At 51.5% G+C, this 24,970-nt stretch carries 23 protein-coding genes and 3 pseudogenes; 10 read left to right on the top strand and 16 right to left on the bottom strand.

Annotated features, from left to right (window positions below; all coding sequences use genetic code 11):
* Nucleotides 1-5: 5 nt before the first annotated feature.
* Nucleotides 6-663, top strand: a pseudogene (locus tag H616_RS15080) (integrase core domain-containing protein); the annotation flags it as partial.
* A 300-nt stretch (nt 664-963) separates the two neighbouring features.
* Here the strand turns inward: H616_RS15080 and H616_RS0113270 are convergent.
* The 6 genes from H616_RS0113270 to H616_RS0113295 form a co-directional block, all read right to left on the bottom strand.
* Complete coding sequence (locus tag H616_RS0113270; RefSeq protein WP_084155915.1) at nt 964-2,172, bottom strand: acyl-CoA dehydrogenase family protein; 1,209 nt, start codon at nt 2,170-2,172, stop codon at nt 964-966.
* The gene (locus H616_RS0113275; RefSeq protein ID WP_027967790.1) at nt 2,054-3,223 is read right to left on the bottom strand and encodes an acyl-CoA dehydrogenase family protein; all 1,170 of its coding nucleotides are present in this window, start codon (nt 3,221-3,223) and stop codon (nt 2,054-2,056) included. Before H616_RS0113275 ends, H616_RS0113270 begins: the two co-directional genes overlap by 119 nt.
* Nucleotides 3,224-3,226: 3 nt before the next feature.
* On the bottom strand, nt 3,227-4,789 hold the full coding sequence (locus H616_RS0113280; protein WP_051234302.1) for an AMP-binding protein: 1,563 nt from the start codon (nt 4,787-4,789) through the stop codon (nt 3,227-3,229).
* A complete protein-coding gene (locus H616_RS0113285) occupies nt 4,786-5,652 on the bottom strand; it encodes an enoyl-CoA hydratase (protein ID WP_027967792.1) in 867 nt (288 codons plus the stop codon). The genes H616_RS0113280 and H616_RS0113285 overlap by 4 nt, the downstream gene beginning before the upstream one ends.
* Nucleotides 5,633-7,534, bottom strand: coding sequence for a TRAP transporter permease (locus tag H616_RS15085; protein ID WP_169516170.1), 1,902 nt, complete (start codon nt 7,532-7,534; stop codon nt 5,633-5,635). The genes H616_RS0113285 and H616_RS15085 overlap by 20 nt, the downstream gene beginning before the upstream one ends.
* A 75-nt stretch (nt 7,535-7,609) precedes the next feature.
* Nucleotides 7,610-8,752, bottom strand: coding sequence for a TAXI family TRAP transporter solute-binding subunit (locus H616_RS0113295; RefSeq protein WP_027967793.1), 1,143 nt, complete (start codon nt 8,750-8,752; stop codon nt 7,610-7,612).
* A gap of 113 nt (nt 8,753-8,865) precedes the next feature.
* Here H616_RS0113295 and H616_RS0113300 point away from each other — a divergent pair, with 113 nt between their 5' ends.
* Nucleotides 8,866-9,762 carry a LysR family transcriptional regulator gene (locus H616_RS0113300; protein ID WP_027967794.1) on the top strand — a complete coding sequence of 299 codons (897 nt, stop codon included), beginning with the start codon at nt 8,866-8,868 and terminating at the stop codon, nt 9,760-9,762.
* 30 nt (nt 9,763-9,792) lie between these two features.
* On the opposite strand, the gene H616_RS0113305 is transcribed toward H616_RS0113300, so the two are convergent.
* The 3 genes and pseudogenes from H616_RS0113305 to H616_RS0113315 all read right to left on the bottom strand — a co-directional run bounded on the left by H616_RS0113305 (nt 9,793) and on the right by H616_RS0113315 (nt 12,317).
* Complete coding sequence (locus H616_RS0113305; protein WP_027967795.1) at nt 9,793-10,539, bottom strand: enoyl-CoA hydratase/isomerase family protein; 747 nt, start codon at nt 10,537-10,539, stop codon at nt 9,793-9,795.
* Between the two features lie 170 nt (nt 10,540-10,709).
* Nucleotides 10,710-11,144, bottom strand: a pseudogene (locus tag H616_RS0113310) (IS630 family transposase); the annotation flags it as partial.
* A 10-nt stretch (nt 11,145-11,154) separates the two neighbouring features.
* A protein-coding gene (locus H616_RS0113315) for an IS3 family transposase (protein WP_156906470.1) occupies nt 11,155-12,317 on the bottom strand; the annotation gives its coding sequence in 2 pieces (ribosomal slippage) (nt 11,155-12,062 and nt 12,062-12,317; 1,164 coding nt in all).
* Nucleotides 12,318-12,384: 67 nt separating this feature from the next.
* Between H616_RS0113315 and H616_RS0113325 the strand changes: the two genes are divergently transcribed.
* The 3 genes from H616_RS0113325 to H616_RS0113335 all read left to right on the top strand — a co-directional run bounded on the left by H616_RS0113325 (nt 12,385) and on the right by H616_RS0113335 (nt 14,100).
* Complete coding sequence (locus H616_RS0113325; RefSeq protein WP_027967799.1) at nt 12,385-12,603, top strand: F0F1 ATP synthase subunit gamma; 219 nt, start codon at nt 12,385-12,387, stop codon at nt 12,601-12,603.
* A gap of 226 nt (nt 12,604-12,829) precedes the next feature.
* The gene (locus H616_RS0113330) at nt 12,830-13,249 is read left to right on the top strand and encodes an NUDIX hydrolase (RefSeq protein ID WP_240470603.1); all 420 of its coding nucleotides are present in this window, start codon (nt 12,830-12,832) and stop codon (nt 13,247-13,249) included.
* 41 nt (nt 13,250-13,290) lie between these two features.
* On the top strand, nt 13,291-14,100 hold the full coding sequence (locus H616_RS0113335; RefSeq protein WP_205619102.1) for a class I SAM-dependent methyltransferase: 810 nt from the start codon (nt 13,291-13,293) through the stop codon (nt 14,098-14,100).
* Between the two features lie 56 nt (nt 14,101-14,156).
* Here H616_RS0113335 and H616_RS0113340 read toward each other — a convergent pair whose 3' ends face one another.
* Nucleotides 14,157-14,615, bottom strand: a complete 459-nt coding sequence (locus tag H616_RS0113340) for a GNAT family N-acetyltransferase (protein WP_027967802.1) — start codon at nt 14,613-14,615, stop codon at nt 14,157-14,159.
* A gap of 426 nt (nt 14,616-15,041) precedes the next feature.
* On the opposite strand from H616_RS0113340, the gene H616_RS0113350 reads away from it, so the two are divergent.
* Complete coding sequence (locus H616_RS0113350; RefSeq protein WP_027967803.1) at nt 15,042-16,016, top strand: zinc-dependent alcohol dehydrogenase family protein; 975 nt, start codon at nt 15,042-15,044, stop codon at nt 16,014-16,016.
* Nucleotides 16,017-16,216: 200 nt separating this feature from the next.
* Here H616_RS0113350 and H616_RS15090 read toward each other — a convergent pair whose 3' ends face one another.
* A complete protein-coding gene (locus H616_RS15090) occupies nt 16,217-17,389 on the bottom strand; it encodes a DMT family transporter (RefSeq protein ID WP_240470604.1) in 1,173 nt (390 codons plus the stop codon).
* Nucleotides 17,390-17,697: 308 nt separating this feature from the next.
* Here H616_RS15090 and ada point away from each other — a divergent pair, with 308 nt between their 5' ends.
* A complete protein-coding gene (gene ada, locus H616_RS15095; RefSeq protein ID WP_051234305.1) occupies nt 17,698-18,828 on the top strand; it encodes a bifunctional DNA-binding transcriptional regulator/O6-methylguanine-DNA methyltransferase Ada in 1,131 nt (376 codons plus the stop codon).
* A gap of 84 nt (nt 18,829-18,912) precedes the next feature.
* Here ada and acuI read toward each other — a convergent pair whose 3' ends face one another.
* From acuI to H616_RS0113375, 4 genes are all read right to left on the bottom strand, one after another.
* A complete protein-coding gene (gene acuI, locus H616_RS0113365) occupies nt 18,913-19,893 on the bottom strand; it encodes an acrylyl-CoA reductase (NADPH) (RefSeq protein ID WP_027967804.1) in 981 nt (326 codons plus the stop codon).
* 69 nt (nt 19,894-19,962) lie between these two features.
* On the bottom strand, nt 19,963-20,601 hold the full coding sequence (acuR, locus tag H616_RS0113370) for an acrylate utilization transcriptional regulator AcuR (protein WP_084155919.1): 639 nt from the start codon (nt 20,599-20,601) through the stop codon (nt 19,963-19,965).
* A 471-nt stretch (nt 20,602-21,072) separates the two neighbouring features.
* Entirely contained in the window at nt 21,073-21,297 is a 225-nt protein-coding gene (locus tag H616_RS15830) for a DUF2798 domain-containing protein (protein WP_205619103.1), read from the bottom strand.
* Between the two features lie 41 nt (nt 21,298-21,338).
* Nucleotides 21,339-21,824, bottom strand: a complete 486-nt coding sequence (locus H616_RS0113375; protein ID WP_027967806.1) for a DUF2938 domain-containing protein — start codon at nt 21,822-21,824, stop codon at nt 21,339-21,341.
* Between the two features lie 79 nt (nt 21,825-21,903).
* Here H616_RS0113375 and H616_RS15100 point away from each other — a divergent pair, with 79 nt between their 5' ends.
* Together H616_RS15100 and H616_RS15725 are read left to right on the top strand one after the other, a co-directional pair.
* The gene (locus H616_RS15100) at nt 21,904-22,341 is read left to right on the top strand and encodes a helix-turn-helix domain-containing protein (protein WP_035573213.1); all 438 of its coding nucleotides are present in this window, start codon (nt 21,904-21,906) and stop codon (nt 22,339-22,341) included.
* A 119-nt stretch (nt 22,342-22,460) separates the two neighbouring features.
* Nucleotides 22,461-22,761, top strand: a pseudogene (locus H616_RS15725) (transposase); the annotation flags it as partial.
* A gap of 180 nt (nt 22,762-22,941) precedes the next feature.
* On the opposite strand, the gene H616_RS0113385 reads toward H616_RS15725, so the two are convergent.
* Nucleotides 22,942-23,841, bottom strand: a complete 900-nt coding sequence (locus H616_RS0113385; RefSeq protein ID WP_027967807.1) for a LysR family transcriptional regulator — start codon at nt 23,839-23,841, stop codon at nt 22,942-22,944.
* Nucleotides 23,842-23,978: 137 nt separating this feature from the next.
* Between H616_RS0113385 and H616_RS0113390 the strand changes: the two genes are divergently transcribed.
* Nucleotides 23,979-24,956, top strand: coding sequence for a TAXI family TRAP transporter solute-binding subunit (locus H616_RS0113390; RefSeq protein WP_027967808.1), 978 nt, complete (start codon nt 23,979-23,981; stop codon nt 24,954-24,956).
* Nucleotides 24,957-24,970: the final 14 nt, after the last annotated feature.

The following is a 24,970-nucleotide window of genomic DNA, read 5'->3' on the forward strand; positions in this document are numbered from 1 at the left end:
TCGGGCTCAAGCGGCGCGACGTTCCGACACTGGCACAGTTGGCTCGACAGGACGCCGACGATAACGAGAAGCCTCGGCACAAGCCTTTCAAGGACTACGAGCCGGGCTACATACACATTGATATTAAGCACCTGCCTCAAATGCCTGATGAGGAGCAGAAACGCTACCTGTACGTCGCGATCGACCTGGGTCTACCTGGAGATCAGGCATAGCCAGTCTGCGAAGGATGCACAGGCGTTCATGAAGCAGGTGAAAGAGAAGGCTCCCTTCAAGATTCAGATAGTACTAACAGACAACGGCAAATCCTTTACCGACCGCTTTACACGGGCCGGTGAACGCAAGCCCAGTGGCAAGCATGCCTTTGATCAGGAATACCAGGCTGATGGCATTGAGCATCGCCTGATCAAACCGAGAAGACCGCAAACAAACGGCATGGTGGAACGCTTCAACGGCCGTATCAGTGACGTGTTGGCAGCGCGGCGCTATACCTCAAGCGAGGATCTAGAGTAGACGTTGACACGCTACTGTTGGCTGTACAATCATCATATTCCGCAGAAGGCGCTACACCACCAGGCACCGATAGCAGCGATGAAAGAATGGCAAGCCAAAAAGCCAGAGCTATTTACCAAGAGAGCCATTAATCATCCGGGACCCGACAACTAAGCAGCTCATGTAAGCCACCACCATACTACAGTGTGATGACTTACGTTGAAGCTACCTCGCCTTTGATAACCGCAATATATATCACACTCGTAAATAACCAAACTTGCGGCTTCCTGCTAGAACTCAAGTGAAAGCGTACGCTATCTCTTATCGCTAAACACCTTACTTCTAGCGTCAATATTGAAATCTACGCTGGTGTCCGATTTTGTTGGGCCATTACACTCAGCGCATATTAGCGAAGGCTATACTATGGCGGCATAAACACTCTAAAGATTAACCTGAGAGAATTAAGGCACAATTTCATACAGCTGTTTCAAATAGTGTTCCTGGTCCTGGCATTTCTCCTTCGTTAAACACGCGCTTGGCTGCTAGATCAAACAATCTTTTTTCATCACCCCATTGTGTCGCTAGCACGGTGGCTCGTTTTAAAAATAAGTGTAGATCAGCTTCCCAAGCGTATCCCATAGCCCCATGTGCCTGAAGCGATCGCTGGCAGGCCATATCTGCCACACGGGCAGCACGTAATCTTGCATTAGCAAGATGCCCCCGTGACAGTGCATTTTGACGGTGCAACATCGCAGCTGCTGCATTGATCAGAGGTGAGAGAAATGCCACTTCGATCTCAACCTCTGCCAGCAGATGCTTGATAGCCTGATTGGTTCCGATAGGCCGACCAAACTGTTGGCGCTCTATAGCATAATCGACTGCTAGCCTTTGTGCTGCAGATGCAATGCCAGCTAGTTGCGCAGCAGTAAACAGAGTGGCGCGATCGATTGCCTTTGCCAAGGCTGTCAAACCCTCTTCGAATAGAGGAAGACGGGTGGCGCTATGAGGCGTAACTGAGAATAGCGTAGTAAGCGGATCAATCGTTTCGTGTTCTTTGAGAATAAAGTTATTTGGCGCCCCGACCCACAGTACGTTGTCTTCTGCAAAAATAATCTGACACGCAGTGTCAGCGTGAGGAACAAACGGGCGCAGAGGGTGTACAAGTACAGCGTGCTCAAACCCTTCAGCCAGTGCAGTTAGTGATGTATCGAAACTTGGTGGCAAGAATGCTTTATCTTCCAAGCTGTTTCGAATCTCTGCCAGCAGAGGTAGTGCTACACCAGCGCTGTCAATCAAAGGCTCCGGCAACAGCGCTGCCCCAGCCGCACGAGCGATGGCACAGAAGGCCACTTCGTCCAATCCAACACCGCCAGCACTTTCGGATAGTAGCGCTGTAGGCAAACTGAGTTCATTGAGTGCCTGCCAGCGTTCGGCGTTGAAAATATTTTTTCGAGCGATCTGCTCACGTAACATCTCTGGTTTACAAAGCTCTTTTAGCGCTTCCTCGACTGTGTTGGCGATCATGCGTTGCTCTTCTGTAGCTTGAAAATCCATTTTGAACTCCTCAGCCGCGTGGAAGGCCAAGCACACGCTCGGCAATGATGTTTTTCTGAATTTCGTTTGCACCCGCATAAATCGGGCCTGAGAGTGAAAACAACCAGCCATCAAGCCATTGAGCGGCATCTCTGGCTATTTCATCTTGTTGCGGCGTGGTTAGCACTCCGCGCGGACCCAATAGTTCAAGCGCGGTGCGATGCAATGCTATATCCAATTCAGACCAGAAGACCTTATTTAACGAGGCCTCAGCTCCAATTTTGCCACCAGCATCCAAAAGTGATGCTGTAGCCTGAATTGCCAAACCATAAGCATCCGCGTCCATAACAGCGCGTATTACAGCCTCGCGAGTAGTCGAGCGTATGCGATCACCCATTGCTTGGCACAACTGCGCTAGCCGTGCCGCTGTGGCCTGATACCGAGCGGGACTACGCAGCATAAGGCCACGCTCAAAACCAGCGGTGGCCATACATATCGTCCATCCCTCGCCTTCATTGCCCAATCGGTTAAAACTGGGTACACGTACATCCTCAAGAAAAATCTCGGCAAAACCTGTCTCACCATTAATTTGCCGAATGGGTTGTACCGAAACGCCAGGTGCATTGAGCGGAAAGAAAATCAGTGAAAGTCCACGATGGCGGCTTTCTCCAGGGTCAGTGCGAAATAGCCCAAAGGCCCAGTCAGCAAACACCGCCCGTGATGACCAGATTTTATGGCCTGAAAGTAGGTAGTCTTCGCCATCAGAACGGGCTGTAGCACGAACTGCGGCCAGATCTGAACCAGCCTGTGGTTCTGACCAAGCCTGTGCCCAAATTTCTTCACCTGAGGCCATTGAAGGCAGGAAGCGGGCTTTCTGGGCGCTTGTGCCATAATCCATCAGCGTCGGCCCCAAAAGGAAAATCCCATTTTGATTGACACGAGCAGGTGCTCCGGCACGAAAGTACTCTTCTTCGAAAATCAGCCATTGCGTAAGATTTAGATCACGCCCACCGTACATTTCGGGCCACGTAACCATGCCCCATCGGCCATCGTGCAACTTTGCTTCCCAGTCACGATGAGCTTCGAATCCCTCTCGTGAAGCATCAAAGGATGGTAAGGGTTGGGTTGGGGCATGGGCCTTCAACCAGGCTCGTATTTCGGAACGTACTGCTATGTCAGTATTGTTATATGTAATATTCATGGTTCAGTCCTTGTTGCCACCCTGTATCAACGCTGCGCGTATAACTTTTTTGCGGATTTTGCCGCTGTCTTCGCGTGGAAGGGCGTCCATGATGTGGAAACGACGCGGGATCTTGAACCTGGCCAGCAGCCCTGAAAGTGCTTCACGCAGCGCTTGCTCATCCAGGTCTGTTGCAACGCAGGCGGCTACCATTTCTCCATATTCCGGATCAGGGAGGCCTAGAACAGCTGCATCGCGCACACCTGGTATATTTAGCAATGCTGCTTCCACATCTGAAGGGTAAATATTCACTCCACCTGAAATGATCATATCGGTCTTGCGATCGCGCAGATGTAGATAACCCTGAGCATCGATAAAGCCAAGGTCACCTGCGCTCACTAGGTCACCACGCCGAACACGGTCAGCTTCGCCAGGTAGGTTGCGATACTCAAAAGAAGGGTAATTGTCGATTTTGAGATAGATTTCTCCGATTTCACCGGTGGCGCAAGGCTTACCTCGTTTATTCACTATTTCTAGACGGGTCCATGGTGTTGGCCGGCCCACACTACCGGGATGTTCGGGCGCTTCATTTGGGGGTAGGACGATACCAGGGCCAGTTTCAGATGCCCCGTAATATTCGCCAATTACGGGGCCGAACCAATCGATCATTGCAGCACGCAACTCGGGCGGACATGGAGCAGCCCCATGCACCACATGTTGCAGTGAGGAAATGTCATAGCGCGCGCGAATTTTGTGTGGCAGCTTCAGCAGTCGTACCATCATCGTTGGAACAAGATGTAGGTGCGTAAGGCGATACTGCTCAATCATTGCTAGCAGGCCTTCAGCATCAAAGCGCGGCTGAAGGATCACAAGTGCACCAGGGGTACGTACCGCGTGGAGCGCGTAAACATTGGGCACAGAGTGGTACATAGGCCCTGTTACAACCGTGCGTATTACTCGCCCCGGTGTAATCCCATAGGCCAGAGATATTACATCTCGCACCCTACCTGCCATGGAGCCGACTGCAGGTTCACGCACAACACCTTTGGGTGCGCCCGTGGTGCCTGAGGTGTATATGATGTTTGAACGTGGCGCAGCAGGTTGCCCATTGTAAGGTTGGTGCGCATCGCGCCATTTATCCCAGTCCTCCAGCGTCGCAACAGCAGGGGTCACATCATAAGCCTCAGCGACTTCGGGCGGTGTGGAGACCTGTATTACGCACACATCATTGGGTATGCCGAGTCCAAACTTATCCATCAGATCAGCATGAATTGCTACTAAGCGCGCACCGCTATCACTTAAAATGTGCATTGCCTCAGCAGCAGTTGCATGCCAGTTTACTGGAGCCACATACACGCCTATCATTCCAGCGCCCAGCATTGCCTCTAAAAAAGCAATATCATTGCGCATAATTACTGCAATGCTATCCCCTTCGACATACCCTTTGTCTAAGAGAGCCTGCGCCACACGTGCTGCACGCTCTAATAAACATGTTTGGCTTATTTTGCGTTCACCAGCCAACACCATACCGTCAACCTGATTGGTAGACTCACGAATATCGGCCCTAGTAGATGCGGGAATGTTCATATTTTGTCCTTTCGGTTTATCTGAGCCATATCCCGCCCGGATAGCCCTGCAATATTATCTTCCGCGGTGAGGCTATTGTGAGCATGCGCTAAATGATGCAGCCCAAACGCCATATCCATAGCCGCGCGCTTGCCTTGTAGGTCTTCTGTGTTGTTGAAAGCTTGACGAGCTAGAGCCAAACCAAAGTTGGGCATTGCTAGTATGCGAGCAGCAATGCGTGCAGTTTCTGATTCTAGATGCTCTTTAGATACTATTTTGTTGACCATACCGAGCGAATGAGCGCGCGTGGCAGATAGAGGCTCTCCTAGCAGTACTAGTTCGCGAGCAATTCGTGGAGGTAGCTCGAAGGCATGGGCAAAGTATTCGACACCTGGAAACCCCATGTGAAGCACTGGATCAGCAAAGTGCGCGTCTTCAGTTGCAATGATCAGATCACAGACCCACGCAAGCATCAGGCCACCTGCGATGCAGGCGCCATGTATACTGGCTATCATCGGCTTAGGACCTTCACGCCAGCGGCGACACATGCCGAGATAAACTTCCATTTCTCGGGCAAACTGCATCTCGGCTCCAGGACGGCCTACATGATCGTACCAATTCGATACACGCTTAAACGAGACATGGGCGTCACGTCCCGGTGTACCAATGTCATGTCCGCCTGAGAAATTCTTGCCTCCGCCACGGAGCACAATTACTTTGACGGTATCATCTGCATTAGCAGCAGTGATGGCAGCATCCAATGCGTAGGTCATTTGTGAATTCTGCGCATTGCCATAACGTGGCCGGTTCATGGTCAGCCAACAAACGCCATTCTGGGTTTCGACTAAAACAGGGGCGTCGGTTTCATATACGGGATCGGTCAAGGGATACCCTCCTTTCGAGTACAAGCCAAATCAGTACCGGAGCCATACAGGCCACAGCAAAAGTGAGCAGAAGAGTGGGTGCAATGCCTGTCAGAGCGCCTCCCGGCAAGGCAAAGGCCAGTCCCGAAGCAAGAGTCAGCATTCGCAGAGTGAAGCCGGCTGTGCCATCGGGATAGGGGCCTACACCGATCAACCAACGTTGCGCTGCGCAAGAAATCAGAAACACTCCCATTAGTGCGGAACCAAAGGTCAGCAACACTATATCTGTGGGGCCCTGTATCAAAAGTGCCGGGGCGACCACGAAGAAAAAAGGTAGGAGATAGATCACGCCGCCCATGCGCATTGCCTCGATTGCAGTCTGCATCGGTTTTGCTTTAGCAATTGTGGCGGCGGCAAAGGCGCCTATAGCCACTGGCGGAGTAATGTAGGACAGCATTGACCAGTAGAGGATAAACATATGTACGGGGAGAGGCTCTAGTCCGGCTGAGACCAACGCAGGTGCCAGACTCACAGCAAGAAATATGTAGGCTGCGGTAACAGTCATACCGATTCCCAACACAAAGGCGGTCAACGCCCCCATTGCTAGCAGCAGGTAGAGATTGCCATCTGCCAAAGCTAGAAGATCGCTGGCGATATTGCCGATCTTGCCTGTGAATACCAGCGCTCCCACAATCAAGCCCACGGCTCCCATTAGGCCAGCAAGTTCTGCAAATAGACGGCCCACATCTTCTAAAAAAGAGCCAAGGCTCTTTATACCCCATCGCTGTTTTGGTATTACTTGATTGATAAACAGCAACAGGGCAGTTGCAAACCAAGGAGCCCAAGATTCGCGATTAAGAACTAACAACATCCATATCAGCAGTATGAAAACCGCCAGATACCACCATCCTTCTCGCAGCACACGGCCAAAACGAGGTAGCTCTGCTTCAGGCAGGCCCAATAGGCCACGCTTCGCAGCCATGGCGTCGACCTGGATAAATAAGCCAAGAAAATACAGCAGAGTCGGAGGAATCGCGGCAAGCACAATATGTTGGTAGGGTATATTGAGAAAAGTTGCCATCACAAAGGCAGTGGCACCCATCACTGGTGGCGCGAGCACACCACCAGTTGAGGCACAGGCCTCAACTCCGGCAGCAGTTTCACGGCGGATACCAGTACGAATCATGGTTGGAATAGTCAACGTCCCTGTTGTCAGCACATTAGTGACAACGCTGCCTGACATCGATCCCATCATGCCCGAGGACAAAACTGCTACCTTTGCGGGGCCACCACGCACATGCCCCAGGGCGGCAAAGGCGAGATCAAGAAAGAATTTGCCCCCGCCGGTGCGTTGTAAGGCAACTCCAAAGACTAGAAAACCAAGCACAAGATTAATGAAGGCGCGCATTGGCACGCCAAGAATGCCTTCGTTGCTGAGCGCATAGAAAGTGGCTGTGTCTGGGAGCGACATGGAAAAACCAGCAAGGAAAGAAGGTAGTGATGCTGCCACTAACGGGTAGAAAGATAACGGTGCAACTACTACCATCATTGCAGTGCCGCCAATGCGACGACCAGCTTCCAAAACCAGCCCCCACAGCAGAATTGATATCATTTGTGCAGAATATGGGGCTGCATATTCCCAGCCTTCCATAACAATGCGCTCACCCATAAATGCAAGCCAAGCGCAACTACAGAAAGCCAAAGCTGCTAGTACAGCATCAATCCAGCGCCACCGTGGCCAAAGTAGAAAGGCAAAGGGCAGCAACAAGGCCAACGTGGCGTAAATCACCTGATTGGCCAGTGGCACGAAACCAGTCCAGGCACCGAAATTAAACGTCTGATAAATGGATATACTCAGTACCAGAATCGCTGATAGTCGCAAAGCGAAAGAGGTCTGTATCATGGCAGTATGCCTCATGGAAAGAGTGCCGGAGGGTAGCGTATGCCGCGTTACTCCGGTGTTTCATGTGACTGAGGATCAGTCAAAAACGACTGGCAGCCCTACGGCCTCAAGTGCCTTTTCGCGAGCATTCATCCAAGCTGTTGCAAAAGCTTCACCTTCTTCTGCAGCATTGTCGGTAAATGTGGACCAGGCTTCCGCTAGCACCTGCTGGCGCTCGATAAGGCGCGTATTGTGCTCATCTGCTTCGTTGGTCCAGATACCAGCTTCTTGGAAGTAGCGGATGGTGCCTTCGTGATAGGGAATAACCCATTCTAATTCTTGTACTTCAAGAGCCCATCCCTCCGCTCCAGGGGCCGCATCCTTGTAATCATCATGGTTTTCGACCATGGCTTTGGTCAGGGCATAGACCTCTTCTTCGCTTTGATTCTGAGTAGTCACAAGAAAAGGGTATGGATAGCCCGCACCTTCAAAGGACTCTCCTTCTGATAAGCCTGAAGCATGTGTGACGATTCGTTTGGATAGATAGGGTGCTGTAGCTTGCATGCGAGCCCAGCCTTCTTCATCGTCATGCGGTAACGGGATCCACCGGATACCTGCCGGACCAGCAGCCAGTTGCGATGATTTCGGTGTAAGCGTGGTTGCAAAAGCAACATCAGACTGGTTATTGATGACACCGTCCCAACTGGCAGTGAAACCTGAGTAGTCAACCGTCACTACGTCGTCACGACTCAAGTCGCCAAAAGCCAAAACCGAATTCATCGGTACATTCAGCGCCGCAGCAGCACGAACATGTGGAACTCTTTTACCGTATAGATCTGCAGCAGTATCTATTCCGGCGTCTCCCCGAGTGGCAAATCCGACACCTGAGCCATCAATTTTGGACATAATCAGACGCAGAGGCAGAGGCCCCCAGCCTGGGGCCGCGAAGTTGGTGACACCTTCGGTACTGTAATAAGCTGCAATGCCACACATACAGTAGCCTGCCTGTCCTGCTTTAAGCGGCGTCAGTCGAGCAATATCATTCTGCCCTGGCATAACGGCAACACGGGTATTCTCGCGCTCTTTCAGCATGTTGCCGATAGCAATGGCCTGTGCATACCCCGAACTGTCGCTAGGATAAGCCATCCACCTCATTTGGCTTGGTAGTCCGTCAGCACTGGCTGTTGAAGACACAAGTGCGCTAGCTAAAGCCCAAAGAGCTATTTTGGTTGATCGCATGCATTGTTTCCTTTTGTTTTTGTATGGTGCCCAGCTTATGCTGAGCCCTTTGTAATTCTAGGGTGCAACATATTTCTATCGCTACCGACAAAAAAACATGAGGGATATAGAACATGCGTATAGGGGGATGGAGCGGTTATCAAGATTTCCTGTCCATTGCTCGTGCTGGTAGCATCAGCGCTGCGGCTCGCAAAATGGGAGTGGCTCAACCAACACTGAGCCGACGTCTTGCAATGCTTGAAGAAGACATCGCAGTGCGCCTTCTTACTCGCACTCCTACAGGGTTTAGACTGACCCCCGCCGGTGAGAGGATGCTGGCTACCCTTGAGCTGGTGGGTGACCAATTGGGGCAGATGGAGGCCGAAATACTTGACGCAGACGTCTCACTGCAAGGGGCGGTAAGGGTTACTGTAACCGAAACTTTGGGGGTAACATGGCTTGCCCCATTAGTTTTAGAATTCAACGAGGCTTATCCACAGATCGGTATCGAACTAGTTATCGATAACGGGTTGGTCAATCTACTTGGACGCGAAGCACATATAGCGGTGAGACTGTTACGCCCTACTCAGGGCGACTTGATTGCACGTAAGGCCGGGCGACTAGAGATCGCCTTATATGCTGCTCATAGCTATGCACGGCGTTACGGCTTGCCAACAAACGATGAGGAAGCTGCTAATCATAAGGCTATTGGTTTGCTGGGGAGCACTCCAGTAGCACTAATGACCGCGGCTTTGTTTCCGCCTGAACGTCATGTAATGCAATCTAACAGCCTAATGGCGGTCAGTAATGCAGTGCGTGCCGGGCTAGGTATTGGACCTATCGTTACTCTTTTAGGAGACAATATGGAAAATTTAGTACCCTGCTTGCCTGACCAGCACCGCCTAAGTAAAGATATTTGGCTGACGGCCGTGCCTGAGCTACGTAATACTGCTCGCATCCGTGCGGTATTCGACTTTTTATCCGAACGGCTGTCCGATCTGCGTTCTTACGTGCCACCACCGCTGATCTAAAGCTGCTTTGCGATTTTGTAAAATAACGACTCAGCCAAGAGTTTTACGGATAGCATGCTGTGCTTCCTCGCTGGCAAGCAAACGGCTAAAAATTTCCAGTTCATCTTTAATCGCTTTCTGTAATGCCTCGCGTCTGCCATGGTTTCTAAGCAGACGTTTTGCCTGAAACACTGCTTCACGCGGCAAGGACAGTAGTTTTTGTATACGCTGGTTCACTGCATCATCTAAAACTTCTGGCTCCACAACTTGATTGACTAAACCCAACTGCAAGGCTGTATTGGCATCACAGGTTTCACCCATGACCAATAGTGAAAATGCTCTTGGATGTCCCAACCAGTCGACCAGTAGCTTGCTGCTTCCACCTTCTGGAACCACACCAAGACCGGTAAACGGCATCTTAAATTTCGTCTCTTTACTACAAACAACCTGATCACAGTGCAGCAAAATCGTAGTACCTATCCCTATTGCATGCCCCTGCACTGACGCTACTAACGGGGTTTGCAATTTGGCGAGGGTCAGGAGTAGCTGCTTTGGCCCCTCTAGACCTTTGTCACCTCTTATATAATCAATGAAGTCATTCAAATCATTGCCAGCACAGAAGCTGTTACCTGCACCGGTCAAACGAATCACGGATATAGTCTCGTCGCGATCGCCCGTTTCTAAAGCTTCTGAAAGATCATGGTAAAGCTTGTTATTTAGTGCATTAAGACTCTCAGGCCGATTGAGTGTTAGGTTTAGCACACCACCACTCTGATAAATCTTCAGAAATTCAGACATTGATTTTTTCATATCCTTGATATATTAATATAATATTATAAAATTAGGCCATATGGCAGAAGCTAGCAAGTCATAAATCATTTTTTACACCATAATTTATGAGCGCTCTTCCCAGAGCAGTGATTTGTAATGTCGGGTCCCGGATGATTAATGCCTCTCTTGGTAAGTGCCTATTCAAAATTAATCACGTGATCAGTTCCGTATCCACCAAGTAGGCGGTGTACTTCATCGCGTAGGCGATCAAACGAGAAATAGGCACTCATGGGCAGCCAGGTGTATTTAATCTGTCGCCACAGAATCTCGATCAGGTTCAGTTCTGGTGAGTAGGCAGACAGATAGATCAAATGCACACGCTGCGACATCCAATCCACCATCTTGCGCCTAAATGCCTTGGAGCGATGCATGCTGGCATTATCAAGCACCACAACGGCGAAGGCATCTGGATCCTTCTGGGCCACGAACTGATCAAACGCTTCGATGACCGTTTCCGTGGTCACTGTCTCGGTGGTCGTGTGGTAGACCAGCTTTCCGGCGCGGCTTAGGAACCCCAGCACGTTTATTCTTCGGCTGTGGGAGTAGGCCGTTATTTCCCATGGTTTGCCGATAGTGTAGTGGTCAACTAATCCCGGACAGTAATTTAAGATTTTCCTCAGCCACAACGGGAGGCATGCCATCGTTAAATGAGTGAGGGCGCTGCTGGTTGTAGTAACCCATCAGGTAGCCACTAACGTCTTTCCTGGCCTCAGGTAGATTTCGATATCCCAACGCCGGTATCCACTCCGATTTCAGACTCCGGAACAGCCTTTCCATCGGCGAGTTGTCCCAGCAGTTGCCACGTCGGCTCATGCTTTGTTTCATTCGATAGCGCCAAAGTCTTTGGTGGAACTTGCAGCTGGCATACTGACTACCCTGACCGGAATGGAACATAACGCTCTTCGGCTGACCACGTTGCTCCCAGGCGTGATCCAGCGCTTTCACAACAAGACCTGCATCCGGACTGGACGACATGGCCCAGCCAACAACACGACGAGCATAAAGATCCAACACAACGGCCAGATAGTTCCAACGCTGGCCACTCCAGATATAAGTGATGTCACCACACCAGACCTGATTGGGCTGGTCTGGTGTGAATTTGCGGTCAAGATGGTTCGCAATATCTGGTCGCTCAACGGTCGCCTGCTTGTAAGCATGAGGGCCCGGCTGCTTACAGATCAGCCCCATTTCGCTCATCAAACGCCGAACCTTGAAACGACCAATGGTGACGCCTTCTTCGTTGAGCAAGCCCTTGATCGAGCGGCTGCCAGCTGAGCGGCGACTCTTTTTGAAAAGGCGGCTTACCTGAGCCTTTAAGGCCAAACGCTCAACATCCACGCGGCCCCGCCGCTGGCGGTACTCGTAGTAACTGGAGCGGCTAATATCAAACGCGTTACAGACCATTTCAACAGGCATTTGCTCACTCAACTGGTCTATCAGCGCGTACGATTCATGTCGTCCGACATCAAGAGAGCAGTAGCCTTTTTTAGTATGGTTTTTTCCATCTCAAGGCGTTTGCAGCGAGCCTCAAGCTCCTGAATACGCTGCTGTTCTGGGGTTAACGCTTTGCCCTTGGGCGTTACTCCCTGTCGCTCGTCCGCAAGCTGGTGAACCCAGCGTCGGAGGGCGCTTTCACCGACACCCAATGAGGTACAAGCCTGGGGATAGCTGTACCCTTGATCTAGTACCAGGCTGGCAGCTTCCTGCTTAAATTCAGGCGAAAAAGTACGTCGTTTCTTGGTCATCAGACACCTCGCTTATGGTGGCAATATTACCACCTACGTTGGTGTCCGGTTTTATTGAACCACTACAATGGTCACCGAAAATGCCGCACGGCTTGCCCTGATGCAGCAGGCAGAACAATCGGTAGATGACCGGCTGGATGAGGTTAAAGGGCAGCTGAGATCGGTTCGTCAGGATGACATCACCACTGAGCTGCTGGATGTCATCATTGGCTTTGAGGCATTAAGCAGCAAGACGCGCAGAACCAAAGACAGCGAGTGCGGAGATAAGGCGGCTGATGGTCAATAAGGCTGTCACTGACGCATAAAGTTACATTAAAGCTTTTCAAATGCTGCGGCGTTATACGTCCGCATTTGAGGGCAGAGGGGCTGGTCGAAAAGTGTGATGGAATAAATCATGGTCGGTCCGTCTGATATCCCTTGTGTAATATGAGTCGTCATTTTTAATCGATACAGAGGGTGTGATGTCTGTTCAGCGTCATTTTGAGTTTCTAGAGACGTCGGAAAAGCGCCCAGTGGTCGCAACCACCGCCGTTTTGTTAAAAAATGGTAAAGTACTTTTGGTGCGTCGCTCTAACCCACCGGATGCTGGTCGATGGGGGTTCCCTGGTGGAAAAATTGAGCGAGGAGAAACAATTGAAGAGGCGGCGCTGCGGGAGCTTTACGAGGAAACACATATTACCGCCAATGCGCACAGAGTGTTCAATGCTGTCGACGTATTAGACTTTGATAAACGTGGTGAGCTTGAATATCATTTTGTGCTGGTGGCGGTACTTTGTATATGGATCTCAGGTGAGCCCTTGGCGGGTGATGATGCACTAGATGCCTGTTTCTTTAATATGGATGACGTCAGCGAAAAAAATCTGGCTATTAGCTTAGATGTTGAGAAAGTGGCAAGGCAAGCTATGGTCATTTACGAAAATGAGCTGGCTTAGAATGGTGGGTTTTAATTTATTGCTTTACTGATGAAGGTGTTTTGGAATCGCCGCTTGGTGTATTTGTACCTAATGAAAAGGAAGGGCTTGTGGACAATGCGTATGGGTCATTAGCCTCGTGGGTTTATCATGTGGATAAACCCATTGGTCGATCTTTTGGAGATATTGAATTTTACTTGTCACGCCTTAAGGGCATTGGCGGGCCAATTTTAGAGCCTGCAGTTGGTAATGGGAGGTTTCTTATCCCCTTGCTTGAGGCTGGGCATGTTGTTCATGGCTTTGATGCTTCTCCTCATATGTTAGAGGTCTGTAAGAAGGAAGTTTCCAGAAGGAATCTACCCGATAATGTCAGCAAGAAAAATTTTGAAGACTTTGTCTATAGCGAGAAATTTTCTGCTGTAGTGATGCCTGCAGGGTCTATTCAGTTAATTAAGTCACCTATCGCATGTTTAGACTTTCTTAAGCGCTTAAAGGTATGTTTATCAGAGACGGGAAAAGTTATTTTAGATATAGACTCATTGAGTTTTATGCTTGATTATGGGCCTGAGTCGCGCATGTGGAGCTTAGGTGAGGATATGCTGACCTTAACAGAGTCACGGGTGAAAACCAGCTATTTGCATCAGACCACAGTGTCTCAACTGAGGTATGAACACTGGAGTTCAGGTAATCTGGTTTCTTCTGAGCTGGAGGTTTTTTCTCTTCGCTTTTGGGGTGTTTTTGAATTCAAAAGCTTATTGCATGAAGCTGGGTTTAACGATGTATCTGTTACGTTGGACTATAAACGCCCATTTTCAATGAGTGATAGTGATGCAACGTTAGGAGAAGTGATTACATTTGAAGCTTCGTCGTGAGTGGGTCAATTGGCCCTGGGTTCCCAGGGCCCTGGTAAAGGAAAACGCCTTTATTGCTATGCTTTTTTTCTGATGTCCATGTATAGCCTTAACATATCTTTATGTTGTATTCCGTTTTCTAATATTGGTTCTGAATAATTGTTTATGAAGTGGTTTTTTGCAACAGACTCTACCCGGAAACCAATGCGATGGTAATAAGTTAGCTGGTGACCAAATGCCCCTGTTCCTAGCTCTACTCGGTGGATGCTTTTGTTGATTAGATTTTTTAAAGTGAAATTTAATAAGTTGGTGCCAATGCCTTGTTTTTGGTGGTTAGGATGCACGGAAATGTTGAATATTTCAGCTGTGTTACTTCCAGTAAGCTGTGCGACACAAGCGCCGATGATTTTTTCGTTTGCTTTAGCTGCGTAACACCATGAGCCTGTTAAGTATGAGCTGATCATTTTTTCCGAGGGATCGGCTTCAAGAAAAAGCTGGATAGGTACTTCTTTAGGATTCAATTCTAAATATTTCATTTTCACTCTAGGCTGTTTTTTAAAAATAGGCGGTGGTCTTAGGTTTAAAGTATTGCTGATGTGATTGGAAGCTATAATTTATTCACGCACTTTATTCCTAAGTTCATAGAAGAACCGTAACACGTTAGTTCGCATGTCTGAACCAGGAGGAGCAGCCTCGGTTCCCACCCGTTTTTATCGACCACCGGGCCTAGGGCAGGCTGCACCAGATGGAAGCTGAATGATCGCTCCCGGAAACGGCTCGACCTTCAGTCGAGAGGTGGCGATAACAGCGCGATGTTGGATCGGTCTGGTGTTACACTTTGGCATTGTGGCAGTTTTTTTCGTGACATGGTTGAAAGTTTTTTATAAAAATATTAATGAGTTAATTTGTTTGAGTTTTTATTGAGTTTCTCAGTAGGGTGGTTGATGTGTTGGCTATATTAAATGAATACGAAAATTAAGCAGTTTTGCTTCGGTAAGCCCGAAGAGTCACTGATGTTAGACCGTGCTCCATTGATGGGTCTTGAAAAAGGTAAAGTCCGAGTCAAGGTCGAGGCGGCAAATATTAATCCAAGCGATTTTTTATCTATTTACGGTGTTGGGCAATATAGGCGCTTTCATAAGCCCCCTAGGGTTCCTGGTTTTGAAGCCGCTGGTAAGGTTGTAGAATCTAATCATCCAGGTTACTCAGTGGGCCAAAGAGTATTGTTGGCTGCGAGTGGTGCATGGCAGGCGTATATAGACGCATCACCGGATAATATTTTTCATATCCCTCAAGGTCTGGAACGTGGTTATGCATGTCAGTTGTATATTAACTCTTTAACAGCCTGGGCTATGACAACCGAGGTTGCGAATTTGTCGGAAAGAGATGTTGTGATTATTAATGCTGGTCGCTCAGCAATAGGTAAGATATTTTCTCAATTATCATCTTCGCTGGGATACACCGTTATTGTTATCACATCAGGTCCTGAAGCCTATCCATATCAATCGAACTATGTGTTGAATTCAAGTAATGACTTTTGTCGTGAGATTGTAAGCATGGGCTTGCCTAGGCCAAATATCGCATTTGACGCTATTGGTGGTGAAGAGGGAGAAAAACTACTTTACACTTTGTGTGATAAAGGTAGGTTTATAAATTATGGGACGCTTTCGTTAAGTTTTTATAGTTCTAGGTTCTTTGAATGTGTGAGAGCTCGACAGATAGATTTTAGCACTTTCTTCTTGCGTCATTGGGAGAATTCGGTTGGAAAAAATTCTCGGTGCGAAATTTTCAAAAACATGCTGGATCACTTTATGGCGAATAAGATAAGCCTTGATGTTGATAGGTATATCCCGTTTGAAGATTTTAGGTTGGCCATGAATATTACTGAGCTAAGCTCAAGGTCTTTATGCGGAAAATTGGTGTTTACACCAAATTAGTGTTCAGCACACAATGTTTATTTCATGGTTATGCCCAGTAGTAGAATCTTTATGGTTATAGAGTGCATAATCAGCAGGCCTCATGGCTCCGAGGAGCTTGATCGTTTCGGTCCTCTTGGGAGCATGGCGATAACTCGCCATTGCGACAGACGGCCCGAGCGAAGTGGAGACGGGGCATCGCTGGCCGTCACCTCGACGAACTACAAGCGGCGGCGCAAGATCGCCGTGGCGCACATATGGGTGATGCCGCCGACGAAGCAGATCAAGGTGAAGGCGCCGGTGATCCCATGCGCCATCTCCCAGATAAAGCCTATCAGGGAAACGCCAACTACTGCATCGTAGGCGATTGCCACGGCACGCTGCTGGATCAGCGCATGGCGTTCATCTAGTGGTGGATCCTGACTGAGCACCTGGACGGTCTCGAAGCGCTGGCCATGGCGTATTACTGCCGCGAAGGCCACGCTCCGGAGCCACGTAAACGGCCGGCCGTCGATGGACACCAGCCCGAGGCCGATCAGCCCCATGCCGGCCAGGTGACGCCACTCCAACCGCTCGCCCAGTACGAATATCCCCAGTAGAATGGCGCTGGCTGGGATCAGAAAGGTGACCAGCAACAGGTTCGTTGCTCCCGCGCTTGCCAGCAGGCGGAAGTAGATCAGGTACGCCAGGGCGGTCGAGAACAGTGCCAAACCGGCTACCGCCGACCAGGTAGATAGTCCTGGGAAGGGCGACTGCCAGAAGCGTTCCAGCCCCAGAGCCAAGGGCATCAGCACCAGCGCCGAGGCCGTGACCTGGCCACAGGCGGCCACCAGAGGCGAGCAGCCCAGCCTGCGAAAACGGCGCCCGAAGACACCGGCAAAAGCATAAGAGAGCGCGCCAGCCAGTACCGCCAGCTGTGCCCATGAACGGCTGGTGGCACCCCCGTTAACCTCGCTGCCCAGCATGTACACCACACCAACGAAACCGATGATCACGCCCAAGAGGCGGCCTGGGGTGAGAGGCTCATCGCGGGTGAGTAAGTGTGCTATAACGAGGGTAAAAAATGGCGTAGTGGCGTTGAGAATCGATGCTAAGCCACTGGCGATATGCCCTTGTCCCCAAGTGATCAGGCTGAAGGGAATCATGTTGTTGAGCAGGCCCATACCGAAGAAGGCGGCCCATAGTCTTAGGTCGAGTGGCATGCGCTGGCCCCTCAGGAGAACCAGGGCGTTCAGTGCCACGGCGGCCAGGCCTACTCGCAGGGCCACGATGGTGAGCGGCTCGAGTTCTTTAACAGCGACTCCCACGAAAAAGAACGAACCGCCCCACAGCATCGACAAGCTCAGCAATAATGCCCACTCCATGGGGCCCATGGTTCTATCGATCGTTTTCATTGCGACGACTCCGGTTGGGGGACACCTTGCTAACTTAGGTCAGTGTGGCGGTGGGGGAACTTCGTTTCTTGCTCTGGAAGTCGAGGGGAGCGGTTATGCGGCTCAATGTCTTATTCTGTTCGGCAACCACTATCGGCAGGGTAGGGTAGGGTGGCCGGTGGCCGAGGTCGTCACGCGAGCAGAGCGGGGATGCCTCGCCCCTCAGCGCGCATGAGTTTGCTTTGAAAGCAAGAGGCGGAGTGTGTCGGTTGTCGTCGGGGCGCATTATTCACTCACGGAGATTACCGCAACGTCTGCAGGAGCTCACCATGAACGGGATACCCGATGACGCCCCCTTACGCTTTGCTTCCGATGAGGCCCGGTGGGCTGCGGTATTGGCCCGCGACGCCGCCGCGGAGGATGCCTTCGTCTATGCTGTGCGCACCACCGGGATCTATTGTCGCCCCACCTGTTCATCGCGCCGTCCGCGTCGTAAAAACGCCGAGTTCTATGCTGATGCGGTCTCTGCTGAGGCGGCGGGGTACCGGCCCTGTCAGCGCTGTCGTCCCCAAGCCATTTCTTTGACACAGCGGCACGCCCAGAGCGTCGCTAGGGCCTGCCGTCTCATTGAACACGGCGAAGCTTCGCCATCGCTCGATGAGCTGGCTCGGGTGGCGGGGCTGAGTCGCTTCCACTTTCACCGTGTCTTTAAGTCGGTCACAGGGCTCACACCGATGGCCTACGCGGCTGCTTGTCGAGCGGATCGTGTGCGCCAGGCACTGACGCAGCAAGAGACGGTCACCGATGCGATCTATAAGGCAGGCTTCAATTCCAGCGGGCGCTTTTATGCTGGTGCTGAACGCATGCTGGGCATGACGCCCAAGCGTTACCGTGAGGGCGGTAAGGGCATAGAGATTCAGTTCGCCCTAGGCGAATGCTCACTGGGCACGATACTTGTGGCAACCAGCGATAAGGGCATTTGTGCCATTTCTCTTGGAAGCGACCCCGAACCGTTGTTGCAGGCGTTCCAGGAACAGTTTGCTAACGCCAGTCTTATCCCTGGGGACAAGCGCTTTGACGACTGGGTGGCCAAGGTGGTGGCGTTCGTCGAGGTGCCGAGTGTCGGGTTGTCACTGCCACTGGATATTCGTGGGACCGCCTTTCAGCAGCGCGTCTGGCAGGCGCTGACCGAGATTCCTGTCGGCAGCACCATCAGTTATGCGGCGTTGGCGGAGCAGATCGGCTCTCCCAAAGCGGTACGTGCCGTGGCGAGGGCCTGCGCATCCAACCCACTCGCGCTTGCCATTCCCTGCCACCGAGTCGTTCGCAGCGATGGGAGAGTGTCTGGCTATCGTTGGGGCGTGGAGAGAAAGCGTGCCTTGCTAATGCGAGAAGCAGAGCAAGAAGGAGCCACTAGGTTAATGGGAAAAGGGGTGGGGCAAGGCGATGAGTCAACATGAGAAAAGTGCCCAGTTTTCGTTGGCCAGTACATTCTTGAGGCGTCCACGGTAACTGGGCAAGATGATAAGGGAACAGGCGTATTGCTAGGTCATCGTCACCACTACGCGCCCGCGAATTCGCCCAGTAAGCAGGTCGTCGGCCGCTTCGATAGCCTCGTCAAGAGTGATAGAGCGAGTGATGGCATCAAGCTGCTCGGGAGCCAGAAGCTCTCCCAGCCGCCGCCATGCCTCGAGGCGGTCCTCGCGGGGGCGCATCACACTGTCGATTCCTACCAGTGTCACTCCACGCAGAATGAATGGGGCGACACTGGTAGGCAGGTCCATGCCTTGGGCCAGGCCACAGGCGGCCACGCTGCCGCTATAGCGGGTGGAGGCCAGAACGTTGGCCAGCGTGTGGCTGCCTACCGAGTCGATTGCCCCCGCCCAGCGCTCTTTGCCCAAGGGGCGCCCCGGTTCGGAGAGTGTGGCACGGTCGATCACCTCTACGGCGCCGAGTTCCTGGAGGTAGTCGGCTTCCTCTGGGCGGCCAGTGGAGGCTACCACTTGGTAGCCCAGCCGCGCGAGCAGTGCAATAGCATAGCTGCCGACACCTCCGTTGGCACCGGTCACCAGTATCTTGCCCTGCTCAGGCGTAATGCCCTGCTTCTCAAGAGCCATCACCGAAAGCATGGCCGTATACCCGGCAGTACCAATCGCCATGGCCTGGCGTGGCGTAAAGGCCGCTGGCAACGGAATCAACCAGCAGCTATCTAGGCAAGCCTTTTCGGCCAAGCCTCCCCAGTGAGCCTCACCCACGCCCCAGCCGTTGAGCAACACTGCATCACCGGGGGCAAAGGCGTCACTGGTGGTGTGTTCCACTGTTCCGGCCAGATCGATACCCGGGACCATGGGAAACTGACGAACCACCGGCCCCTTGCCTGTAATCGCCAATGCATCCTTGTAGTTGAGAGTACTGCAGTCGACCCGGACGGTGACATCGCCCTCAGGCAGCGTCGACTCGTCGATGTCTTTTAGCGTTGCCTGCTGTTTGTCGTCATGCTTTTCGATCAGTATGGCCTTAAACATGTAGCACCTCATATTGTGAGAGCCTTTTTATAGACCGATCGTCTATAAAAAGGCCTGAAGAAGCCCCGTTTAGCGGGGCAAGCCTTGAAGATACGTTGAGATGAAGATCCTCAGTGGATGTGCGCTGCGCTCTAGCTTCGCTCGCATCACGGCGCCCTCCCAGCCAATCCAGAAGGCTTCAGCTAAGCGGCCACAATCGGCCCCCTCGGCGAGCTCGCCCGCCTCGCGAGCCTCTTCAAGGCAGCGAGCCAAGCGCTGCTCCCAGTCGGCCAGGGTCGCGAGCAACCAGTCGCGATAGCCCGGTGGTAGTCCGCCTGCCTCCTGCCCCAGGTTGCCGACCAGGCAACCTCGCCGATAACCATGCCGTGCCATGCCGATAGAGGCATCTTCGACGAAGGCCTCCAAGCGCGCTAGGGGAGGCTGCGACCTATCGTTCAAGTGGCGATCCAGTTTGGCAGCGAAGTAGGTGCCGTAGTGCTCTATCACGGCACGACCAAAGGCCTCTTTGCTGTCGAAGTAGTAGTAGAAGGAACCCTTGGGTACACCGACACGCTTGAGAATGCCATCGATGCCTGAGGCGATGAAACCTTGCTCAGTTAGCACCTCTAGTCCGCTCCGAATGAGCGCGGCACGGGTATCAGGGTCCTTCCGCGGTACCTTGGGGGGGCGGCCTCGGCGTCGGGTCTTTGGGAGCGGGTTCGTTGTCATGGAAACAATATAGACCTGTCGTCTATTAATTACAATTCGGATCGTTTGTCGAGGGCGAAAGCGCGTATACGTTCGCCCACCTCCAGATGAAATGAGAGGTTGTTCACCCTTAACACGGGATCACTCGACGATGTTTTCAAGCGACGCTCCCAGCGTGCTGCCCCAAAGATGGGTATGTTATATCATAACGTATTGTGCAGATACTACCGCGCACATAATGATTTTATTCCTTGTTTTCGTTTTGCTCATCGGTCCGATGCACGCAAAGGCAAATCTCTGAGCCTTTCCAGTGACTCGGCTACATTCAGTCGCTGGCCAGTGTGTCGCCCCGAAGTACGTTGGCGGCTTCAATGATTAAGTGCCACCCAGAAAGAGCCCGTCAGGTACCGTGTTGCCATGGTATTTGGCCTCAGTGAGATCTGTTAGTGCTGCGCTATTATTCACTCATTGCCGAAAACACCATCGTCGGAATTACGCTGTCAATCGTCCGACGACTTTCCTTACCAAAGGGGCCACAATCGTGACTGTTGGAAAAGCAACTGGCCATGTGGTCAAACAGCTTTTAATCCACTGTATAGCGAAACCAGAATGAAACCCCTGTGACGTTGCAAGAACGAAGGCGGATACAATGCAAACCATAATGGCTGAAAGCAGAGCGCTGAAAAGAATTGGTGCAAAGCGGGCGGGAATACACATGTTACTCTCCTGTCTATAGCGTGATAAAGCGATGTATTATGTTAAATTTCAAGGTGTAACACCCAGGCTGAGGCATATAAACCGACACCAAAAATGGTGTGTGTTATAAGGCTCTGTAGCCGGGCAGGAGCTGGGTGTTTTGTTCGAGAAGCAGCAACTCCGGCCCCCATGCCTGGTTGCATCAGTAAGAAAGGGGCCGCAACGGTACTTATGCCAGTTGCTAGAGCAGGGCCAAGGGTTGGATTGTCAATCCATGACTCCCCGAAGATACCGACTAATAAAGCAGCGAATGCGATGCCTGTCAGGTAGTGAGCAACCCACCCTATAGTGTGTTCCCCGCGCACGAATGACGATGCGGCAATAGTGTCATGGTGAAATTTCCCATGAGCCATATGCGCTATCCAGCGTCCTACCATTCGGTAGTTTGGTGGTGGAATGTCGAACAACAGTTTGCGCACAAGGCCCCACAAGTCCATCACAACGCTAGCTCCAACACCGATGATTAATATGGGTAGTAGGCTGTTCATTACACTCTCTTTTGTTTGGCTTAGCTGAGTTCGGGTGATAGCGTACTACTTCAAGTTGACTTGAGGTCAAGAGGTTGTGATGGATATTTCTGAAGTAGCTAAGCGATCAGGTGTGCCGGCTTCAACGTTGCGCTTCTATGAAGAGAAAGGGTTAATCCGTTCAGTGGGTAGGCAAGGGTTGCGTCGCGTTTTTAATGGCAACATTTTGGATCGACTAGCGCTGATTGCTCTTGGGCGTTCGGCAGGGTTTTCACTGGATGAAATCGCTCGAATGCTGGGGTCGAACGGAAAGCCAGATATTGATCGAAAATTGTTGATTAGCAAGGCGGATGAGCTTGATGAAACGATTAATAACTTGAGATCGATTCGAGACGGCCTGCGCCATGCGGCGGTTTGTTCTGCGCCAAGCCATATGGAATGCCCGAAATTTCGTCGCTTGCTTGGATTGGCTGCTTCTGGGGCGATTAGTGGTGATGGCAAAAGGAAGTTGCAAAAAAATAGTGTTCTAGCCAAATAAAGCACGCGACAAGTGGGTGGTTTCGCTAAGGAAGCGCTGCACAAACCCTGTTGCAGCCGCCTGATTGCCACCGGCGAAGTGAAATCTTACTGTTCACCACTTGCTGACAGAGCTATTCAGTGAAGCTGATTTCGTTCGCCCAAGCAGAGCACCAGAACAAGAATAAGGTCATCTGTTGAGAGTGGTTCCTGGTCAAGATGAGTGCGCTGGTGCCTTGGCAACGGTTGATTGACGCACTGCCGCCGTCATACTTCCCGAGTGCAGCGGGTAAGCGCAGCCGTTCTCTCATCGGTCTTTGAGTGTTTGTTGCGGACCTGCTTCTTGCAGTAGTGGTATGCACCTGCCGACGAGGTACTCGAAAATGTTATTTACGACGGTCAGGCGAGGCGCGACTTCGCTGGCATCGCTCTGGCCATCGAGATGTAAGAGACCTGCTTTTCTGTGCGTTGGAATATCTGGTTGCCAGATTGGGTTCAAAGCACCTTGTCTCAGTCAGCATGGCCTAGGCAGTGCTTCATTAATTGTTAGTTTGCTTGTTAATTGCAATCGCATTGGCTTTTTACTTCAGCAATATACGCCCTGAAGTGGGTTCCCTTTGGATCAAAGTCTGTACGTGGGCGCATGCTCGCGAATCAGGTCTAGCATAGCTGTGGCGGCACTTGAAAGAAGTGTGCGACTGGGTGTGCTGACGCCGAGGATGCGGGGGACGTAAGGAGTGATAAGAGGCCGCCAGCCCAGCCCTTCGGCGGAAATTTGACGAAAGCTCAATGAAGGAAGGGCAGAGACACCGAGACCGGCGGCAACCATACGTCCAGCGGTACCGATCTGGCTGACCTCGCACATCACATCCATTTGCATATCGTTTTCTTGTATCACCCTCTCAATGGCTTGGCGCGTGCTGGAAAGTCGGCTAAGAGCAATGACGGGGTGACGCAACAGCTCCTGCCAAGAAACCTTTTGATGTTCAAGCAGCGGGTGGCCATGAGGGCATACCGCTACAAAGTGGTCTTCGATTAGTGGCTCGAAATGAGTGGTTTCTGAGGCTAAGGGGCATACCGATAGGCCGATATCGGCACGCTGTTTGCTAACCAGCTCGTCTACTTGTCCAGCTAGGACGTCATGCACATTGATGGCGATATTTGGATAGCGATGCCGGTAGTCGGCAAGCACTGCTGGCAGAAATCCTGCCGTCAGAGTTGGCAGTGCTGCCAAAGTTACTTTTCCACGCTGTTTGGTGAATAGCTCTCCCAAGTCTCCCAAGGCTGTTTCCCAGTCGGCGACCAGACGCCTAGCGGTGGGCAAAAAAAACTTTCCTTCTGGAGTCAGCTGTACGCCGCGAGGTGAACGGTTGAAGAGCACTCCTCCAACGGCCTGCTCGAGTTTGCGAATGGAAATACTTAATGCTGGCTGAGACATATGCAGTCGTTCAGCTGCTTCAACGAAACTGCCGAGATCAGCAATAGCTAGGAAGGATTTTAGCTGTCGAATGGAAGGCTGCATAAGAAAAGTAAAAGTCTCATTCGTATAAATTTATTAGACAAATACTAGCAGGATTTACGATGCTAGTAAGGCAGATATCTGACATCTGCTTCTGAGCAAGAAACAATCACAACAAATGACTTAGAAGGAGCAACATCATGAGTTTTTTCAAGAAACCGTTGGCCGCAGCCATATTGGGTGCCGGCCTCGTTGCTGCCTCGGCTACTGCATATGCCGAAGAGCAGTTACTCATTGGATCCACTTCCACCTCCTCCAGCCAGTATGGTTATTTCGTCGCTGTCAGTCAGATCATTAATCAGATGGTGCCGAAGGTCAGCTCCTCGGTGGTGGAAACCGGTGCCACTGTTGACAATTTGCGCCGTATTTTGCGCGGCCAAGTCGATATGGGGTTGGTGACGACTAACGTTGGCTATCAAGCCTATGCCGGTGAAGGTGACTTTGCGGAGCGTCCGGTTGATAACCGCTTGCTGTGGGTCTATTCGCAGGCACCCCAAAATGTGGTGGTACGCCAGGATGCAGGAGTTGACTCCATGGCTGGGCTGGAAGGTGTGCGTCTTAACCCAGGCATCACCGGCTCTGCTACCGAAGCGACTACTATTTCGGTGATGGAAACTCTTGGCATCGAACCTGATTTTGTGCGCGGTTCAACCACGGACGTGGTGGCCGGAGTGAAAGATAACCGCATGGCGGGCTATGTGAAGTCTGGAGTCGGCGAAAAGCTTGATGGTTCATCGATGGATATTGCTACCTTTACACCTATTCAGGTGTTGTCACTCACCGATGAGCAGGCTGAAACACTGCGCACAGAGATGCCGGACATCTCTGTGGTGGAGATTCCTGAGGGAGCGGCAGACGATATCCCTGCATATACCACTTGGAGTTTTGGCCTGGCCGTGCATTCGAGCCCCGATCTCGATGAAGAAACCGCCTACCAGATTGTCAAGGCGGTCATGGAGAATCCAGAGCCGCAGGTGAGTGCTTTGGCCAACTTGTCTGGTAGTGATCTTGCTGAACTGACGTTGAGTAGCGGAACCGTACCGTTTCACCCTGGTGCTGCCCGTTATTTCGAAGAGCAGGGCTACGAGATTCCTGAAAAGCTGCAGCCGGTCAATTAACCCGAGGAGTCTGG

Source organism: Halomonas halocynthiae DSM 14573, assembly GCF_000425725.1.
In the GTDB taxonomy this organism is placed as follows: domain Bacteria; phylum Pseudomonadota; class Gammaproteobacteria; order Pseudomonadales; family Halomonadaceae; genus Halomonas; species Halomonas halocynthiae.

Coding starts and splice junctions, on each gene's coding strand:
- H616_RS15830 (WP_205619103.1), bottom strand. CDS start 21,297: ATGTGTATTCCCGCCCGCTTTGCACCAATTCTTTTCAGCGCTCTGCTT.
- H616_RS0113390 (WP_027967808.1), top strand. CDS start 23,979: ATGAGTTTTTTCAAGAAACCGTTGGCCGCAGCCATATTGGGTGCCGGC.
- H616_RS0113275 (WP_027967790.1), bottom strand. CDS start 3,223: ATGAATATTACATATAACAATACTGACATAGCAGTACGTTCCGAAATA.
- H616_RS0113325 (WP_027967799.1), top strand. CDS start 12,385: ATGGTCACCGAAAATGCCGCACGGCTTGCCCTGATGCAGCAGGCAGAA.
- H616_RS0113305 (WP_027967795.1), bottom strand. CDS start 10,539: ATGTCTGAATTTCTGAAGATTTATCAGAGTGGTGGTGTGCTAAACCTA.
- H616_RS0113295 (WP_027967793.1), bottom strand. CDS start 8,752: ATGCGATCAACCAAAATAGCTCTTTGGGCTTTAGCTAGCGCACTTGTG.
- H616_RS0113300 (WP_027967794.1), top strand. CDS start 8,866: ATGCGTATAGGGGGATGGAGCGGTTATCAAGATTTCCTGTCCATTGCT.
- H616_RS0113340 (WP_027967802.1), bottom strand. CDS start 14,615: ATGAAATATTTAGAATTGAATCCTAAAGAAGTACCTATCCAGCTTTTT.
- H616_RS0113350 (WP_027967803.1), top strand. CDS start 15,042: ATGAATACGAAAATTAAGCAGTTTTGCTTCGGTAAGCCCGAAGAGTCA.
- acuR (WP_084155919.1), bottom strand. CDS start 20,601: ATGACAACGAACCCGCTCCCAAAGACCCGACGCCGAGGCCGCCCCCCC.
- H616_RS0113270 (WP_084155915.1), bottom strand. CDS start 2,172: ATGCCGCTCAATGGCTTGATGGCTGGTTGTTTTCACTCTCAGGCCCGA.
- H616_RS0113375 (WP_027967806.1), bottom strand. CDS start 21,824: ATGAACAGCCTACTACCCATATTAATCATCGGTGTTGGAGCTAGCGTT.
- H616_RS0113385 (WP_027967807.1), bottom strand. CDS start 23,841: ATGCAGCCTTCCATTCGACAGCTAAAATCCTTCCTAGCTATTGCTGAT.
- acuI (WP_027967804.1), bottom strand. CDS start 19,893: ATGTTTAAGGCCATACTGATCGAAAAGCATGACGACAAACAGCAGGCA.
- H616_RS15100 (WP_035573213.1), top strand. CDS start 21,904: ATGGATATTTCTGAAGTAGCTAAGCGATCAGGTGTGCCGGCTTCAACG.
- H616_RS0113280 (WP_051234302.1), bottom strand. CDS start 4,789: ATGAACATTCCCGCATCTACTAGGGCCGATATTCGTGAGTCTACCAAT.
- H616_RS15090 (WP_240470604.1), bottom strand. CDS start 17,389: ATGAAAACGATCGATAGAACCATGGGCCCCATGGAGTGGGCATTATTG.
- ada (WP_051234305.1), top strand. CDS start 17,698: ATGAACGGGATACCCGATGACGCCCCCTTACGCTTTGCTTCCGATGAG.
- H616_RS15085 (WP_169516170.1), bottom strand. CDS start 7,534: ATGATACAGACCTCTTTCGCTTTGCGACTATCAGCGATTCTGGTACTG.